This window comes from Microbacterium sp. zg.B48 (assembly GCF_024623505.1).
Taxonomy (GTDB): Bacteria; Actinomycetota; Actinomycetes; order Actinomycetales; family Microbacteriaceae; genus Microbacterium.
In genome coordinates this window covers 126,047-142,887 of sequence record NZ_JANJFE010000002.1, presented here as the reverse complement: position 1 = coordinate 142,887, position 16,841 = coordinate 126,047, and the positions used below count along the sequence as shown (strand labels likewise).

General features: G+C 69.9%; 16 protein-coding genes. 2 read left to right on the top strand and 14 right to left on the bottom strand.

Going from position 1 to position 16,841, the window contains the following annotated elements; translation table 11 throughout:
• Window positions 1-4 precede the first annotated feature (4 nt).
• From NQ152_RS00700 to pyrR, 11 genes are all read right to left on the bottom strand, one after another.
• The gene (locus NQ152_RS00700) at window positions 5-1,984 is read right to left on the bottom strand and encodes a primosomal protein N' (RefSeq protein ID WP_257522664.1); all 1,980 of its coding nucleotides are present in this window, start codon (window positions 1,982-1,984) and stop codon (window positions 5-7) included.
• A 31-nt stretch (window positions 1,985-2,015) separates the two neighbouring features.
• Window positions 2,016-3,209, bottom strand: coding sequence for a methionine adenosyltransferase (gene metK, locus NQ152_RS00695; RefSeq protein ID WP_257522663.1), 1,194 nt, complete (start codon window positions 3,207-3,209; stop codon window positions 2,016-2,018).
• Window positions 3,210-3,335: 126 nt separating this feature from the next.
• Window positions 3,336-3,590 carry a DNA-directed RNA polymerase subunit omega gene (rpoZ, locus tag NQ152_RS00690; RefSeq protein ID WP_257522662.1) on the bottom strand — a complete coding sequence of 85 codons (255 nt, stop codon included), beginning with the start codon at window positions 3,588-3,590 and terminating at the stop codon, window positions 3,336-3,338.
• 55 nt (window positions 3,591-3,645) lie between these two features.
• Complete coding sequence (gene gmk / locus NQ152_RS00685) at window positions 3,646-4,614, bottom strand: guanylate kinase (RefSeq protein WP_257503712.1); 969 nt, start codon at window positions 4,612-4,614, stop codon at window positions 3,646-3,648.
• A complete protein-coding gene (pyrF, locus tag NQ152_RS00680; protein ID WP_257522661.1) occupies window positions 4,607-5,467 on the bottom strand; it encodes an orotidine-5'-phosphate decarboxylase in 861 nt (286 codons plus the stop codon). Before pyrF ends, gmk begins: the two co-directional genes overlap by 8 nt.
• Window positions 5,457-8,750: a carbamoyl-phosphate synthase large subunit gene (carB, locus tag NQ152_RS00675; protein ID WP_257503714.1), complete on the bottom strand. Its 3,294-nt coding sequence runs from the start codon at window positions 8,748-8,750 to the stop codon at window positions 5,457-5,459. The genes pyrF and carB overlap by 11 nt, the downstream gene beginning before the upstream one ends.
• On the bottom strand, window positions 8,750-9,934 hold the full coding sequence (gene carA, locus NQ152_RS00670; protein WP_257503715.1) for a glutamine-hydrolyzing carbamoyl-phosphate synthase small subunit: 1,185 nt from the start codon (window positions 9,932-9,934) through the stop codon (window positions 8,750-8,752). The genes carB and carA overlap by 1 nt, the downstream gene beginning before the upstream one ends.
• On the bottom strand, window positions 9,931-10,434 hold the full coding sequence (locus NQ152_RS00665; RefSeq protein ID WP_257522660.1) for a hypothetical protein: 504 nt from the start codon (window positions 10,432-10,434) through the stop codon (window positions 9,931-9,933). Before NQ152_RS00665 ends, carA begins: the two co-directional genes overlap by 4 nt.
• Window positions 10,431-11,780 carry a dihydroorotase gene (locus NQ152_RS00660; protein WP_257522659.1) on the bottom strand — a complete coding sequence of 450 codons (1,350 nt, stop codon included), beginning with the start codon at window positions 11,778-11,780 and terminating at the stop codon, window positions 10,431-10,433. Before NQ152_RS00660 ends, NQ152_RS00665 begins: the two co-directional genes overlap by 4 nt.
• Window positions 11,777-12,757, bottom strand: coding sequence for an aspartate carbamoyltransferase catalytic subunit (locus NQ152_RS00655; RefSeq protein ID WP_257522658.1), 981 nt, complete (start codon window positions 12,755-12,757; stop codon window positions 11,777-11,779). Before NQ152_RS00655 ends, NQ152_RS00660 begins: the two co-directional genes overlap by 4 nt.
• Complete coding sequence (gene pyrR / locus NQ152_RS00650; RefSeq protein ID WP_257522657.1) at window positions 12,754-13,293, bottom strand: bifunctional pyr operon transcriptional regulator/uracil phosphoribosyltransferase PyrR; 540 nt, start codon at window positions 13,291-13,293, stop codon at window positions 12,754-12,756. The genes NQ152_RS00655 and pyrR overlap by 4 nt, the downstream gene beginning before the upstream one ends.
• 117 nt (window positions 13,294-13,410) lie before the next feature.
• On the opposite strand from pyrR, the gene NQ152_RS00645 reads away from it, so the two are divergent.
• Both NQ152_RS00645 and NQ152_RS00640 read left to right on the top strand, forming a co-directional pair.
• The gene (locus NQ152_RS00645) at window positions 13,411-13,578 is read left to right on the top strand and encodes a hypothetical protein (protein WP_257522656.1); all 168 of its coding nucleotides are present in this window, start codon (window positions 13,411-13,413) and stop codon (window positions 13,576-13,578) included.
• 11 nt (window positions 13,579-13,589) lie between these two features.
• Window positions 13,590-14,006: a hypothetical protein gene (locus NQ152_RS00640; protein WP_257522655.1), complete on the top strand. Its 417-nt coding sequence runs from the start codon at window positions 13,590-13,592 to the stop codon at window positions 14,004-14,006.
• A 57-nt stretch (window positions 14,007-14,063) separates the two neighbouring features.
• Here the strand turns inward: NQ152_RS00640 and NQ152_RS00635 are convergent, their stop codons facing one another.
• The 3 genes from NQ152_RS00635 to efp all read right to left on the bottom strand — a co-directional run bounded on the left by NQ152_RS00635 (window position 14,064) and on the right by efp (window position 16,744).
• Complete coding sequence (locus NQ152_RS00635; protein WP_257503721.1) at window positions 14,064-15,641, bottom strand: Rieske 2Fe-2S domain-containing protein; 1,578 nt, start codon at window positions 15,639-15,641, stop codon at window positions 14,064-14,066.
• Window positions 15,642-15,752: 111 nt separating this feature from the next.
• Window positions 15,753-16,163: a transcription antitermination factor NusB gene (nusB, locus tag NQ152_RS00630; protein WP_257503722.1), complete on the bottom strand. Its 411-nt coding sequence runs from the start codon at window positions 16,161-16,163 to the stop codon at window positions 15,753-15,755.
• A 20-nt stretch (window positions 16,164-16,183) separates the two neighbouring features.
• Complete coding sequence (efp, locus tag NQ152_RS00625) at window positions 16,184-16,744, bottom strand: elongation factor P (RefSeq protein ID WP_257503723.1); 561 nt, start codon at window positions 16,742-16,744, stop codon at window positions 16,184-16,186.
• Window positions 16,745-16,841 lie beyond the last annotated feature (97 nt).

The window sequence follows — 16,841 nt, the reverse complement described above, 5'->3', positions numbered from 1 at the left end:
TTCCTCACAGGTCCAGGTCGGGTACGTCGACCCGCACTCTGAGTGTATTGCGGGTGCCCGGCGCGCGAGTCTTCGGGTTCTTCCGCACGCGCAGCGCGTCCGCCACGATCGAACCGCGCAGGCTCTCGGTCACGCGCCCGCCGAGGGCGTACTCGAAGCGGACCAGCGCCCGCGCGCCCGCCTCGGTGGGCACCGGACCGAGGATCGCTTCGTCCTCGAGCGAGGGCACCGCCGTGCGGAGTGCGCCCAGCGCGGCATCGACTGCGGCCGCGCTGCCCTCCAGCGCTGCGACGCGGACGGTGGGCGGCATGCGCAGTGGCGCACGATCGGCCAGCTCGGCGCGGGCGTATGCGGGTTGAGTCCAGGTGGCCAGGGCACGGGCGATGGCTCCGGTGACGCCGACCAGGTGCACGGGCGCCCCGGGCGCGGCCAGGGCGGCCGCGTTGGACCACCACCGCAGGCACGACTCGCCGATGCGCAGATCGTCGGCCAGCAGCATCCGATCCCCGTCCAGCAGGATGACTGCGCGATAGCCCCCCTCGGCGACCGGCTCGGCCCCGCGCGTGGCGACCACCAACGCCGGGCGACCCTCCACGCTCAGCACAGGGTGCTCGCCGTCGGCGAGGATGATCCGGGTGTCGGGGAAGGCCCGTCCCAGGTCATCCGCGGTGCGTTCGCTGCCGGAGGATGCCATTCGGATGCGGACCGACTCGCAGCGCGGGCATGCCCATGCGGTCGCCTGGCGACCGCACCAGCCGCACCCCGGCACCGCGCCGCGCCGTGCGGCGTGCAGCGGGCCCCCGCATGCCGGGCAGCGAGCCGGGGTTCGGCAGTCGGCGCAGACGAGCACCGGTGCGTACCCAGGACGGGACACCTGGACCAGCACGGGGCCGGTGCGCAGCGCTTCCCGTGCTGCCGCGAACGCGGCCGAGGGCACACGGGCGCCCGGGGACTCGCCCTCCTTGGTCGCGCTCAGCACCACCCGAGGCGAGGCGCGTCGCGCCGCGGAGACATCGCGGACCCAGCCCAGCGAGACGAGCCGTTCGACGTCCGTGGTGCGGGTGTGGCCGGCGAAGACCACGGAGCACTCGTCCAACTCCTGCCGGAGAAGGGCGGCGTCGCGGGCGTGCACCCCCGGACTCAACGGCTCGGCGAGCAGCGGATCTCCATCGTCCCAGATCGCGATCAGGCCAGGGGCGTGCGCGGGCGCGTAGACGGAGGACCGATTGCCCACCACGATGCTGGGCACGGGTGCCAGCATGCGCAGGAACGCCGCGTAGCGGGCCGGGGAGCTCTGCCGTGCGTCGTTGCGCAGGATCGCGTCCGCCGGGGCTCGGGCGGCCAGGGCGGTCTCCAGCTGTGCCTGGTCGCGGTGGTCGGGCACCACCAGGATCGCGCTGCGGCCCGCCGCCAGGGTGCGCACGGCGGCGGCGGCGAGCAGCACGGCCCACGAGCCGGTGGTCGCTCCGCCCGGCAGGCGCACCGGCTCGGGGCGGGCGTCCAGCGCCCCGCGCCCGCGATGCTCCAGGCATTCCACCAGCGCGGGGTACGGCCCCAGCACGGCGGCGGCCCATTGCCGGTTCTCCTCGCTGACCACCGGTTCGCCCGGGGGGTCACCCGCGAGCCAGGTCTTCTCCGCGCGCACCATGCGCTTGGGGATCGCCAGCCGCAGGATGTCGGTTGCAGAACCCGCGGCCCGGTCCGCGGCGCGGCGCGCCAGCGCGTACAGGCGGGGGGTCAGCACGGGCACCGTGGAGACGACGGCGTCCACCTCGGACAGCGGACGGTCCGTGGCGTCGGGTTCACCCAGTTCCACGACGTACGCGTCCAGCACTCGACCGGCGCTGCGCAGCGGGACCCGGATGCGCACGCCGGGGCGCACAGCCTCGGCGAGCTCCTCGGGGATCGCGTAGTCGAACAGGCGGTCCAGCTGCGGCAGGGGCGAGTCGATCAGGACACGCGCGACGCGGCGCGAGGCCGTCATCTGCGGTACCCCGCCGCGTAGCGGCGCGGCGTCACAGCCCGGCGGCTGCGCGCAGATCGTCGACGCGGTCGGTGCGCTCCCACGTGAAGTCGGGCAGTTCGCGGCCGAAGTGCCCGTAGGCGGCGGTCTGTGCGTAGATGGGGCGCAGCAGGTCGAGGGCGTCGATGATCGCCTTGGGGCGCAGGTCGAACACATCCAGGATGGCGCGGGTGATCACCTCGTCGGCGACGTGGCCGGTGCCGAAGGACTCCACGTACAGGCCGACCGGGTTGGCCTTGCCGATCGCGTAGGCGATCTGGACTTCGAGCCGGTCGGCGAGGCCTGCGGCCACCGCGTTCTTGGCGACCCAGCGCATCGCGTACGCCGCCGAACGGTCGACCTTGGAGGGGTCCTTCCCGCTGAAGGCGCCTCCGCCGTGGCGGGCGGCGCCGCCGTAGGTGTCGATGATGATCTTGCGGCCGGTCAGGCCGGCGTCGCCCTTGGGCCCGCCGGTGATGAACGGACCCGCCGGGTTGATGTAGAACTCGACATCCGGCAGTGCCAGGCCGGTGGCATCCAGGACGGGGTCGATGACCTCGGCGCGGACGGCGGCGCGCAACGCCTTCTGGGAGATGTCGGGGTGGTGCTGCGTGGACAGCACCACGGATTCCACCGTCTTCGGAGTCTGTCCGTCGTAACCGAGAGTCACCTGGGTCTTGCCATCCGGACGCAGGAACGGCAGGGCCCCGCTGCGGCGCGCGTCGGCCAGTCGCTCGGCCATCCGGTGCGCGGTCCACGCGGCCATCGGCATCAGCTGAGGCGTCTCGGTGGTGGCGTAGCCGAACATGATGCCCTGGTCGCCGGCGCCCTGCTCGTCGCGGGGGTCGGTCGATCCGCCCTCGCGGCGTTCGAAGGCCTTGTCCACGCCGGCGGCGATGTCCGAGGACTGCGCCCCGATCGACACGCTCACACCGCAGGAGTCGCCGTCGAAGCCGGTGTCGCTGGAGGTGTAGCCGATGCGGTTCACGACGCCGCGCACGATCGCGGGGATCTCGACGTAGGCGCTCGTGGAGACCTCACCGGCGACGTGGACCAGTCCGGTGGTGACCAGCGTCTCGACCGCGACGCGACCGTGCGGATCCTCGGCGAGGATCGCATCGAGGATGCTGTCCGAGATCTGGTCGCAGATCTTGTCCGGGTGCCCCTCCGTCACGGATTCGGAGGTGAACAGACGCAGCTCGGTCATCGATGCTCCAGGTTCCTGGCGGAGTCGGCTCGGATCGCTCCAGTATCGCGACCGCGGCCGACGCCGCCGTCACGCGGTGTCACAGCGCCGCCCGGGATGGACGGCGCGCATGCGGCATCGCCGTGATCACTCAGCCGGGCGAAGGCGGAGCTTGTCCTCGTGGATCTCGTGCAGGGCGATCGTGAGGGGCTTGTCCTCGACGGTGGAGTCGACCAGCGGGCCGACGTTGTCGAACAGGTTGCCCTCGTGCAGGTCGGAGTAGTAGTCGTTGATCTGGCGCGCGCGCTTGGACGCGTAGATGACCAGCTGATACTTCGAGTCGACCTTCTGAAGCAGGCTGTCGATGGGGGGATCGATGATCCCCTGGTTCTTTCCGGCCACGGCGAAACCTCCTGGGTTTTTGCGACGGATGTCGGGTGAAAACGTGTTCGCGCTCTCAGACGCGCGCAGATGGGCGCGCGGGCGCATCCACCAATTCTACGACCTCCTGGGCCGCTGCGGCGACGTCGTCGTTGACGACGAGGAAATCGAACTCGTTCTGGGCGGCCAGTTCGGCCTTCGCGGTACGCAGGCGCCGCGCCCGCTCCTCGTCGTCCTCGGTGCCGCGGCCGACGAGCCGCTGCACCAGTTCGTCCCAGCTCGGCGGCAGCAGGAACACCAGCGTCGCGGACGGCTCGGCCGCACGCACCTGTCGTGCGCCCTGCAGATCGATCTCCAGCAGGACCGTCCGTCCGGCCGCCAGCGCCTCCTCGATGGGCCGTCGCGGCGTGCCATAGCGGTACTTGTTGTGCACGGTGGCGTGTTCCAGGAGCTCGCCGGATTCGATCAGACGATCGAACTCGGCGTCGTCGACGAAGAAGTAGTGCTGGCCCTCGACCTCGCCGGGTCGCGGCGGTCGCGTCGTCGCGGACACGGACAGGTGGATCTCGGGGTGCTGTTCGTGGATCCGCGCGGCGACGGTTCCCTTGCCCACCGCCGTCGGTCCGGCGAGCACGACGAGCCGGCTGCGGCCGCCGCGGGCCTGCCGCTCCGGCCATCGGGCGTCCAGGAACGAGCTCAGCACGCGGCGCTGACGGGCACCCAGCCCGCCGAGCCGTTTGACGGGCGAGATCTGCAGCTCCTCCAGGATGCGGTCGCGTTTGCCCTCGCCGATCGCGGGGAGGCTGGTGAGGTACTCCGTGACACGCATCGTGCCGGCCGGAGAGGTCGGATCGGCGAAGGCGCGGCGCGCCAGCTCCTGCGGGGTGATCACCCGCATCGCGACGTCCTTCTTCAGCGCGGCGCGGGCGCGGCGCGCGGCGACCGCGCGACGCGATGCCGCCAGACGATCCACCTCGGGGGGCCGCGTCGGCGAGCCGGGAGCCGCACGGGGGGCCGTGGGGGCCGGAGTCCGGGGGTCAGTCATGCCAGCTCCTGTACTCCTGAACCCGCGAATCGATGGCCTGCGCGAGGCCGGCCGGTCCTGCCGACAGCAGGCTGCGGCTCTCGGACGCGATGACCAGCGGGGCGGAGGAGCCGAACCGCCGGGGCAGGTCAGCCGGCCCGGCGCCCTGGTGACCGAAGCCGGGCGCGAGGATCGGGGCGGGCGGGGTCAGCGCGTCCAGCCCGGCATCGGACCAGTCGACGGTGGAGCCGATCACGAGGCCGATGCTGCCCCACGAGCCGTGGCCGGCCGTGCCGGCGTTGTGCGCGGAGACCTCCGCGACGATGCCCGCCGAGACCGTCCCGCCTGCCGCCAGAGTGGCGCGCTGCAGCGGGAACGCCTCCGCGTTGCTGGTCGCGGCCAGGACGAACACGCCCTTGCCGGTGCGCTCGGCCAACGCGAACGTTCCCTCCAGCGCGCCGATCCCCAGGAACGGGTTCACCGTCATCGCGTCGGACTCCAGTGCGGAGCCGGGGGTCAGCCAGGCCTCGGCGTACGCGTCCATCGTGGTGCCGATGTCGCCGCGCTTGGCGTCCGCGATAACCAGGACACCGGCTGCGCGTGCCGCGCCCAGCACGTCCTCCAGGGCGGCGAAGCCCGCGGAGCCGTAGCGCTCGAAGAAGGACACCTGCGGTTTGACGATGCCGACCCGGCCGGCGGCGGCATCCACCACGCGCAGGCCGAACTCGCGCGCGCCGGCTGCCGAGGCCGCCAGCCCCCACGCCTCCAGCAGCTGCGGATGCGGGTCGATCCCGACGCAGAGCGGACCGGCCGCGGCAAGGGCGGCACGGACCCGGTCGCCGAACCCGGGTGCGCTCAGGCGGTCATCGCTCAAGGCGCGCCGCCCGGTCTGCCGCGTACTCCTGCAGGCTCTTCACGTCGTAGCCGGCACGCACCGCGTCGAAGGAGCTGACCGCGGCCCCGAGCACGGCCATCGTGGTGAACAGCGCCTTGTCGGCCGCGACGGCGGCCGCGCGGATCTCGTAGCCGTCCGCCCTGGCGGACCGGCCGCTGGGGGTGTTGACCACGATGTCGATCTTGCCCGCGTTGATCAGGTCGACGACGTTGGTCTCGCCGGAGTCCAATGTCGCGCTGAACTTGTTCACGACCTGCACGTCGATGCCGTTCCGCGCGAGGATCTCGGCCGTCCCCTCGGTGGCCAGGAGGGTGAAGCCGAGTTCCTGCAGGCGGTGGGCCGGCAGGATGACGGCGCGTTTGTCACTGTCGGCGACGGAGATGAACACCGTGCCCGACAGCGGCATGCCGCCGTACGCGGCCTCCTGGCTCTTGGCGAACGCGCGGGGGAAGTCGCGGTCGATGCCCATGACCTCACCGGTCGAGCGCATCTCGGGACCCAGCACGGAATCGACGGTCTGGCCGTCCTTGGTCCGGAAGCGCTTGAAGGGCAGCACCGCCTCCTTCACCGACACCGGCGAATCCAGCGGAACCCGTGACCCGTCGACCTCCGGCAGCAGGCCCTCGGCCTTCAGCTCGGCGATGCTCGAGCCGGTCATGATGCGCGCGGCGGCCTTGGCCAGCGGGATCCCCAGCGCCTTGGACACGAACGGGACGGTGCGGCTGGCCCTCGGGTTGGCCTCGATCACGTAGAGGACTCCGGCGCTGATCGCGAACTGGACGTTGATCAGGCCCTGCACTCCGACGCCCTTCGCGATCGCGAGCGTCGCGACCCGGACGCGGTCGATCTCGGTCCGTCCGAGCGAGATCGGCGGCAGGGTGCAGCTGGAATCGCCGGAGTGGATGCCGGCCTCCTCGAGGTGCTCCATCACTCCCCCGATGTACAGCTCGGACCCGTCGTAGAGCGCGTCCACGTCGACCTCGATCGCGTCGTCCAGGAAGCGGTCCACCAGCAGCGGCATGCCGGGGCCGATGATCGCCTGATCGGCGATGCGCACGAAGTAGTCGAGCACGCTCGGGGCGTCGTAGATGATCTCCATGCCGCGGCCGCCGAGGACGAAGCTCGGCCGCACCAGCACGGGGTAGCCGATCTCCGCGGCGATGGCGAGGGCCCCGTCCGCGTCGGTGGCGGTGCCGTGACGCGGTGCGATCAGGCCGGCCTCGTCCAGGAGCTGCGAGAACAGCTCCCGCTCCTCGGCCATGTCGATGGCCGCCGGGCTGGTGCCGAGGATGCGGTAGCCGGCATCCTCGATGCCCTTCGCCAGGCCCAGGGGGGTCTGGCCGCCGAGCTGACAGATCACTCCGAGGATCTGACCGGACTGGGCTTCGGCGTGCAGCACCTCGAGCACGTCCTCCAGGGTGAGCGGCTCGAAGTACAGCCGGTCGCTGGTGTCGTAATCGGTCGAGACGGTCTCGGGGTTGCAGTTGACCATGACCGTCTCGTAGCCGGCCGCCGACAGCGCGAACGAGGCGTGCACGCAGGAATAGTCGAACTCGACGCCCTGCCCGATGCGGTTCGGGCCGGAACCGATGATGACGACCTTGGTCCGCTCGGACGGCGCGACCTCGGTCTCGAAGTCGTAGCTGGAGTAGTGGTACGGCGTCAGCGCCGGGAACTCACCGGCACAGGTGTCGACCGTCTTGTAGACCGGGCGCAGGCCGAGGGCGTGACGGATGCCGCGCACCGCCGTCTCCGCGTCGCCGCGCAGCTGCGCGATCTGGGCGTCGCTGAACCCGTGCTCCTTCGCGAGGCGCAGGGTGTCCACGTCCAGCTCCGCGGCCGCGTGCACGGTCTCGGCGATCTCGTTGATCAGGACGATCTGGTCCAGGAACCACGGGTCGATGCCGGTCGCCTGGAACAGCTGCTCGATCGTGCCGCCCTTGCGCAGCGCCTGCTGGACGACCACGATGCGGCCGTCGGTGGGGGTCCGGGCGATCTCGATCAGCTCGTCCACGGAACGCGGCTCGCTCCCCCAGTGGAAGCTGGACCCGCGCTTCTCCAGCGACCGCAGCGCCTTCTGCAGGGCGGTGGCGTAGTTGCGCCCGATCGCCATCGCCTCGCCGACGGATTTCATGGTCGTCGTCAGGGTGGTGTCGGCCGCGGGGAACTTCTCGAAATTGAACCGCGGCACCTTGACCACGACGTAGTCCAGCGTGGGCTCGAAGCTGGCCGGGGTGACCTTGGTGATGTCGTTGGGGATCTCATCCAGGCGGTAGCCGATCGCGAGCTTCGCCGCGATCTTCGCGATCGGGAAGCCGGTGGCCTTGGACGCGAGGGCGGAAGAGCGCGAGACGCGCGGGTTCATCTCGATGACGATGACCCGACCGTCGGCGGGGTCGACGGCGAACTGGATGTTGCATCCGCCGGTGTCCACGCCCACCGCGCGGATGATGTCGATGCCGATGTCGCGAAGCTTCTGGTACTCGCGGTCGGTGAGCGTCAGCGCGGGCGCGACGGTGATCGAATCTCCGGTGTGCACGCCGACCGGGTCGACGTTCTCGATGGAGCAGACCACCACCGTGTTGTCGGCGGTGTCCCGCATGAGCTCGAGCTCGTACTCCTTCCAGCCCAGGATGGACTCCTCGAGCAGGACCTCGCTGGTGGGCGAGTCGTGCAGACCGGCGCCGGCCATGCGCCGCAGGTCGCGCTCGTCGTAGGCGAAACCGGAGCCCAGTCCGCCCATCGTGAAGCTCGGCCGGACCACGAGCGGGTAGCCCAGGTCGTCGGCGGCGGCGAGGACCTCGTCCATCGTGTGCGCGATGTGGCTGCGGGCCACCTCGGCACCGGCATCCAGGACGAGCTGCTTGAAGATCTGGCGGTCTTCGCCCTTGTTGATGGCCTCGAAGCTGGCTCCGATCAGCTCGATGTCGTACTTCTCGAGGATCCCGTGATTGTGCAGATCGATCGCGGCGTTCAGCGCCGTCTGGCCACCCAGGGTGGGCAGGATCGCGTCGGGACGCTCCTTGGCGATGATCGTCTCGATGACCTGCCACGTGATGGGCTCGATGTAGGTCGCGTCGGCGAAGTCCGGGTCGGTCATGATCGTGGCCGGGTTGGAGTTGACCAGGATGACGCGCACGCCCTCCTCGCGGAGCACGCGGCACGCCTGCGTCCCGGAGTAGTCGAACTCGCACGCCTGGCCGATCACGATCGGCCCGGAGCCGATGACCAGGACGCTCTTGATATCTTCGCGCTTCGGCATCAGTTGTTGCCCTTCCGGGTGGCCAGGACCAGGTCGCGGAACCGGTCGAACAGGTAGTTGGCGTCGTGCGGACCGGCCGCCGCCTCGGGGTGGTACTGCACGGAGAAGGCCGGGATGTCCAGCGCCCGCAGCCCCTCGACCACGTTGTCGTTGAGGTCCACGTGGCTCACCTCGACGCGTCCGTAGCCGTTGGGGCTGTCGAACTCGCCCTCCAGCGGCGCCTCCACGGCGAAGCCGTGGTTGTGCGAGGTGATCTCGACGCGTCCGGTCGTCCGATCCAGCACCGGCTGGTTGATGCCGCGATGTCCGAACGGCAGCTTGTAGGTGCCCAGTCCGAGGGCACGGCCGAGCAGCTGGTTGCCGAAGCAGATCCCGAAGAACGGCAGACCGTCGTCGAGGACGCCGCGCAGCACGTCCACATGGTCGTCCGAAGCCGCCGGGTCGCCCGGGCCGTTCGAGTAGAAGACGGCGACCGGGTCGATGGCGCGGATGTCCTCGATGGTGACGTCCTGCGGCAGGACATGGACCTCGAAGCCGCGCGCGGCCAGATTGTCGATCGTGGACTGCTTCACGCCGAGGTCGAGCACCGCCAGGTTCCCGATCCGCTCAACGCCAGCCCGCACCACGGCGGGGGTCACCTCGGGCCGGTCCACCGAGACCTGAGCGGAGAGGTTCTGCCCGGTCATCTCCGGGGCGGCCCGGACGACCTCGAGCTGCTCGCCCGGGTCGAGGTCAGCGGCCTCGCCCGAGAAGATGCCGCCGCGCATGCTGCCGGCCGAGCGGATGTGCCGGGTGATCGCACGGGTGTCGATGCCGCTGATGCCGACGACGCCGTCGCTGACGAGCGCGTCGTCGAGCGATTCCTCTGAACGCCAGTTCGACACGACGCGCGAGGGGTCCCGCACGATGTAGCCGGCGACCCAGATCCGGCGCGACTCGGTGTCCTGCGCGTTCATGCCGGTGTTCCCGATGTGCGGAGCGGTCTGCAGCACGATCTGGCCGGCGTAGGACGGGTCGGTGAGGGTCTCCTGGTAGCCGGTCATGCCGGTGGCGAAGACCACCTCGCCCAGGGTCGTTCCGCGGGCGCCGTAGGCGCGTCCGACGTGACGGGTGCCGTCCTCGAGTACGAGGACGGCGGGATCGGAGGGAGCGCCGACGGCGCGGATGTCGAGGGGGACAGTCATTCGTTCTTTCCTGTCTGCTGAGAGAGTGCGGAGATCTCGTCGGCCACCACGCGGGCGGAGGCGCCCTGTGGCCGGAAGTAGGAGTCAACGACGTCCTGATCGTCGAGCCGCCACGAGATGCGGACCAGCCCGTCGCGCTCCACGACGCGGTCTATCGCTACGGTCGCCTGGGCGACGTCGTCGATCTGGGCGGTGGGCAGGAACAGACGCGGCTGACCGGTCAGGTCGATGGCCACGCCGGCGCTGGTCACGGTCAGGTCGGCGCGGGACCGGAAGCCCAGGCCGCGGATGGCGAGGCGCTCGAGGGGCTCCCCGTGCCGGGTGGTCGCGACGTACAGGCCCTCGTGGCGGCTGAGGACTGCGGCATCCGCCGGAGCCTCTCCGACCGGGGCGCGCAGTCCGGAGTCGCGGCGGGTCCGCCGCCACCACGCCCATGCCAGCAGCCCGATCAGCACCAGCGCGACCAAGACCATCACGGCCAGTGCCCCTTCGCGCGTCATGCGCGCACCCCCGGTGTGTCCAGGAGCGCGCCGTCGGCGACCGTGACCACGCCGCCGTAGACCGTCCAGCGCACCTCGCCGGGCAGTTCGCGTCCGAGGTAGGGCGAGTTGCGGCTGCGCCCGTGCAGATCGGCCGTCGAGAACGTCCGTGTCGGCGCGGGGTCGTAGAGGGTGAGGGATGCCGCTTCCCCCGTCGCGAGCGGAGTGCCGTGCCCGCGGAGGCGGCCGATACGGGCGGGGGTGCGCGACATGACCCGTGCGACATCGGGCCACGCCAGCAGTCCGGTGTCGACCATGGCGAGCTGGACGACGCGCAGTGCGCTCTCCAGGCCGACCATCCCGTTCGCAGCCGACTGCCACTCGCAGGCCTTCGCCTCGGCGGGGTGCGGCGCATGGTCGGTGGCCACGATGTCGATGGTGCCGTCGGCCAGTCCCCGGCGCACCGCGCGGACGTCCTCCTCGCGCCGCAGGGGAGGATTCACCTTGAACGAGGCGTCGTACCCGCGAGCAAGCTCGTCGGTGAGCAGGAGGTGGTGGGGGGTGACCTCCGCGGTCACGTTCACGCCGCGCCGCTTCGCCCAGCGGATGATGTCGACCGATCCTGCGGTGGAGAGGTGGCACACGTGCAGGCGCGATCCGACGTGCTCGGCCAGCAGCACGTCGCGGGCGATGATGGACTCCTCTGCCACGGCCGGCCAGCCGGCCAGCCCCAGTTCGGCCGAGACCGCGCCCTCGTTCATCTGGGCGCCTTCGGTCAGTCGCGGGTCCTGCGCGTGCTGCGCGATGACGCCGTCGAAGGCCTTCACGTACTCCAGGGCGCGGCGCATGATCAGCGGATCCCACACGCACGAGCCGTCGTCGCTGAAGACGCGGACTGCGGCCCGGGAATCGGCCATGGCGCCGAGTTCGGCCAGACGCTCGCCCCGTTGTCCGACCGTGACCGCGCCGATGGGCTGGACGGTCACGTAACCGGCCGCCTCGCCGAGGGCGAGCTCCTGCTCGACGACACCGGCGGTGTCGGCGACAGGTGAAGTGTTGGGCATGGCGAACACGGCCGTGTAGCCGCCGGCTGCGGCGGCCCTCGAACCGGTGAGCACCGTCTCGGATGCCTCGAATCCGGGCTCGCGCAGATGCGTGTGCAGATCCACCAGGCCCGGCAGCGCGACCAGGCCGTCGGCGTCGATCACGGTTGCGCCGGCACGGCTGAGCGTGCCACCGGACTCGGCGATGCGTCCGTCCTCGAGGATCAGGTCGCCGGTGCCACCTCCCTCGATCCGCGCACCGCGGACCAGGAGCGTCTCGGCTCGGAATCGGCGGCCGGAGCCGCTGTCAAGGGCGGTCATCATGCGTCCTCCCTTTCGTCGTTCGCGGGTCGTCCCTCAGCACGTTCACCCGCCAACAGCAGGTAGAGCACCGCCATCCGCACGGACACGCCGTTCGTCACTTGATCGAGCACGGTCGATCGGGAGGAATCGGCGGCTTCGGCGGAGATCTCCAGGCCTCGGTTCATCGGGCCGGGATGCATCACCATGCTACCGGCCCCCAGCACCTCCAGCCTGCGCGCGTCCAAGCCCCAGCGACGGGAATACTCCCGCTCAGTGGGGAAATAGGCGGCGTTCATCCGTTCCAGCTGGATCCGCAGCATCATCAGGGCGTCCGGCTGCGCGGCGACCGCGTCGTCCAGGTCGTAGATCACCCGCGCCGGCCAGGCCGACATGTCCTGCGGGAGGAGGGTAGGCGGGGCGACCAGCGTCACCTCTGCGCCCAGTGTGTTCAGCAGCCAGACGTTCGAGCGCGCCACCCGCGAGTGCAGGATGTCGCCGACGATCGCGACGGTGACGCCGGACAGGTCGCGACCGCGGCTGTCGCGGCCGAAGCGACGCTTGCGAATGGTGAACGCGTCCAGCAGCGCCTGGGTCGGGTGCTCGTGCGTGCCGTCCCCTGCGTTGACCACGCCGGCGCTGATCCAGCCGCTGGTGGCGAGGGTGCGTGACGCGCCCGACGCGCCGTGACGGATGACGACGGCATCCGCGCCCATGGCCTGGAGTGTCTGCGCGGTGTCCTGCAGCGACTCCCCCTTCGAGACGCTGGAGCCCTTCGCGGAGAAGTTGATGACGTCGGCGCTGAGCCGCTTCGCGGCGGCCTCGAAGGAGATGCGGGTTCGCGTGGAGTCCTCGAAGAAGAGGTTCACCACGGTCTTGCCGCGCAGCGTCGGAAGCTTCTTGATCTCGCGCTGCTGGGTGTCGGCCATGTCCTCGGCGACGTCGAGGATCTCCAGCGCGTCCGCGCGGGACAGGGTCTTGGTATCCAGCAGGTGTCTCACCGGTCGGCCCCCTCGATCGTGACGAACTCCTCGCCGTCCACTTCGGCCAGTCGCACGTTCACCCGTTCGTCGGATGCGCTCGGCAGGTTCTTCCCGACGAAGTCCGGCCGGATCGGCAGCTCGCGGTGGCCGCGGTCGATGAGGGTCGCGAGGCGGACCGCGGCGGGGCGGCCGATGTCCTGGAGCGCGTCCAACGCTGCCCGGATGCTGCGGCCGGAGAAGAGCACATCGTCGACGAGGACGACCACGGCTCCGTCGATCCCGCCGGAGGGGATGGAGGTGGGCTGCGGTGCCCGGGTCGGATTCCGGTGCAGGTCGTCGCGGTACATCGTCACATCCAGCGCGCCGACCGGCACGACCGTTCCGCTGAACTCGCCGATCAGCGTGGCGATGCGATTGGCCAGTGCGACGCCGCGAGTGGGTATGCCGAGGATCACGAGACCATCGGGCCCCTTGTTGGACTCGAGGATCTCGTGGGAGATCCGAGTCAGGGCCCGGGCGATGTCGGCTTCATGCAGCACAGTGCGCGTGCTCATCCGCCGCTCCCTTCTCCGCCTCACAGGACGGGGTTAAAGGTTGCTTCGCTCAATCCTACCCGACCCGGATCACGGTGCGCCTCCGTGCGGTGCGGCCGGCACTGGCACGCTGAGCACGTGGCAGATGCAAGCCCGGCGGACGCGCGCAGCCGCGACGCTCCGCGCCCGCGCGCACGACCGGCGTCGTACCTCTCGCGCTCGTCGGTCGAGTTCGGGCGAGGCATCTCGTTCTTCGACGCGATCTACGGATTCGCCGCACGGTCATCGTGGTGTTCTGGCGGGTGAATGTTCGGCTCATGCGCCGCCTGCGCGGATTGGACGCGGTCACCACGGCGATCAATCTCGCGGCTGCCGCGGCCGTGATCCTGATCGCGTACACCACCCAGGGGATCAGCGATCCGGCCACTGCCGCACTGCCCCTTCCGACCGCCTGCTATGCCGCCAACATCGCCCTGGTCGCGTTCTGCCAGATCGCCATGTTCCAGGTCGCCCGCGCGCGGGGGCTGGAGCGGTCCCCGCTTCCCGGCCGTGCGAACCTCCTGGGCGTCGCGGCGGCGCTGGTCACGCCCGTCGTCTTCCTCGCCTCCATACCGGTCGCGCTGATCTGGGGTGCGCCCCCCGCAAAGCTCACGTGGGCGGTGAGTCTGGTGCTCAGCCCGCTCGTGGGCGTGCTGGCAGCACGCGCGAACCGGCCCAGCCGCCAGGTGGAATGACAGCGGCCGCGATCAGGACGCCCGGTGATACCGCGCCCGTTCACGGGCGGGCAGTCGTCACGCCACGGCGGGAGCGGTCGCCTCGCGCGAGAGGGCGTCCTCGGCGGTACGGGAGCGGATCGGATGCCCGTGCGTGGTGAGGCACTTGCCGCTGGCGAGGTCCCACTTCCAGTCGTGCAGGCTGCAGGTGAGCACGCCGTCCTCGATCTTGCCGGTCTTGGACAGGTCCGCCCGCAGGTGCGGGCACCGGCGCTGCACCACCCAGTCGCCCAGCTGCACGTCCTCGGACACATCGGACTGCTCCGCGTACCAGTTCTCGACGTACTCGATCCGGTCGCGGGACAGGCACTTCATGAAGGTGTAGATGAACTCGTTGAACTTGCCCACTCGGCCGGCCTGGAACTGCATCGAGAGGAAGATCGAGTTCGACCAGTCGATCTCGTGGTCGCGGATGTTCGTCGAGACCAGGTCGGCCGGGATGGTGAACCAGTACCCGGTCTCCTCCCCCGCATACTCCCGCACCTTCGCCTTCGGGAAATCGACGACCATGTCCAGTTCGCCGATCGTGTAGCGCACCGGTCCCCCGACGCCGTCGCGGAAGATCCGTCCGCGACGCAGCAGCGGCTCCCACCACTCCTTGAGGGCGGCGAGCATCTCGGCCGGGGGCAGTACCGCTGCGCGCGATGCCTCTTCGCGGGCGACCTCGTCCTGCCGGGAATCGCGCTGTTCGGCCAGGTACGCCCATTTGTCGCCGAAGATGTGCTCGATCTCGTCGTCGGTGTACAGCGTCTGGGTGACGGCGATCTGGCCGTGGTCCAGTTCGACGACCGTCCCGGGCAGGTACAGGTAGCCCTTCTGCTCGGGGCGCAGCTGAGCCATGTGCTCGAGGAACTGCCGCTGGTCGGTGAAGATCGAGTCGTCTTCGAGGCCGTATCCGTTGTAGCGGAACAGCTCTTCGCGCAGGAACATCGGCGGTCCGGCCATCGGGAAGACGTGCTCCGCGCCGACCTTCTCGATGTAGTACATCGCGCGCTTGTTCTGCGCATCGCGTTTGAGCCGTGCGAAGTTCTGCTTCGCCTCCTGGGGCAGGTCGTAGACCATCGGCCACCAGATCGCGCCCGAGACCTGGGTGAAGTAGGCGTCGGGCTTGCTGAAGCCCAGCAGCGCGTCCAGGTCGAGCGGATGCGAGTCGTTCTGGTTCAGGATGCTGGCGGTGCCGTCGTCCACGGAGAGACTGGAATCGCCGATCGGACCGTCGCTCGGCGCGCGCAGCGGCGTGACCATCACCTTCAGGTCGCCGAACTCCAGTGGCACACCGGCCTGGGTGTGGATGATGTTCGAGTATCCGAGAGCACGCAGATCCTGCTCGAGATCGTCGGTGGGATAGTCCGGCAGCAGGACCTTGATGTCCTTCGGGACGAAGCGCTCCATCAGCGCGGGGTCGAAGTGATCGCGGTGCCGGTGCGAGATGTACAGGAAGTCGGCGTTTCCGTACGTCGCCCAGTCCAGTCCTCGGTTGTCCGGGAACGGGAACCACGCCCCGAAGAACGTCGGGCCGATCACCGGGTCGCACAGGATGCTGCCGCCGCGGGTCTCGATGAACATGCCGGCGTGGCCGAGGCCGGTGATCCTCATGGCGCTCCCAAATTCCTCAGATGACGTCGTCTTGTGAACGCCCCGATTCTACGGTGCGACCCTGCGGCGCTCCTGCGGGCCGGCTGTGCGGCGGCGGATCGGACGCCCCGATCAGGACGAGCGGGCGATCCGCGCGAGCACTCCGTGCACGAAGGCGCCGGAGTCGTCCGTGGAGAATTCCTTGGCCAGGTCGACGGCCTCATCGATCGCGACGGCGGTGGGCACCTCGTCGTTGTACAGGATCTCCCAGACGCCCATCCGCAGCAGAGCGCGATCCACGGCGGGCATTCGGGCCAGAGACCAGTCCTTGGCGAAGGTGCTGATCTGCTCGTCGATCTCGTCGCGGTTGTCGATCACGCCGTCGACGATCTCGCGGGCATACAGCCACGAGGACTCGCGGGCGGGTTCGTTCGCGGCTCGCGTCGCCTCGGCGGCGAGGGTGACGGCGAGGTCGTCGCCGCGAACGTCGGACTGGAACAGGATGTCGAGGGCACGCTTGCGCGCCTTGGTGCGGGCGCTCATCAGAAGAAAGCTCGCCCGCGCTAGTTGACGCGACCGAGGTAGTCGCCCGTGCGCGTATCGACCTTGACCTTCGTGCCGGTCTCCAGGAACAGCGGGACCTGGATCTCATAGCCGGTCTCGACGGTGGCGGGTTTGGTTCCGGCCGATGACCGGTCGCCCTGCAGGCCGGGCTCGGTGTAGGTGATCTCCAGCACCACGGATGCCGGGAGCTCGACGTAGAGGGGATTGCCGTTGTTCAGCGCGATCTGGACCTGCTGGTTCTCCAGCAGGAAGTTCGCGGCATCGCCGACGACGCTCGCGGGGACGGTCAGCTGGTCGTAGTCGGCGACGTCCATGAACACGAAACCTTCGCCGTCGTTGTACAGGTACGTGAAGTCACGGCGGTCGACGTTCTCGATCTCGATCTTCGCACCGGCGTTGTAGGTGCGGTCCACCGTCTTGCCGGAGACGACGTTCTTCAACTTGGTGCGCACGAATGCGCCGCCCTTGCCGGGCTTGACGTGCTGGAACTCGATGACGTTCCACAGCTGTCCGTCGATGCTGAGGACGACGCCGTTTCTGATGTCTGCGGTGGATGCCATGACTGGGTGATTCCGATCGTGAGGGGCACGGGGCGCAAGCGCCGAGGCGAGGTCGCCGCCCTTCGCCTAGCTCAGGAACCGCGGCCGGTAGTTGCCG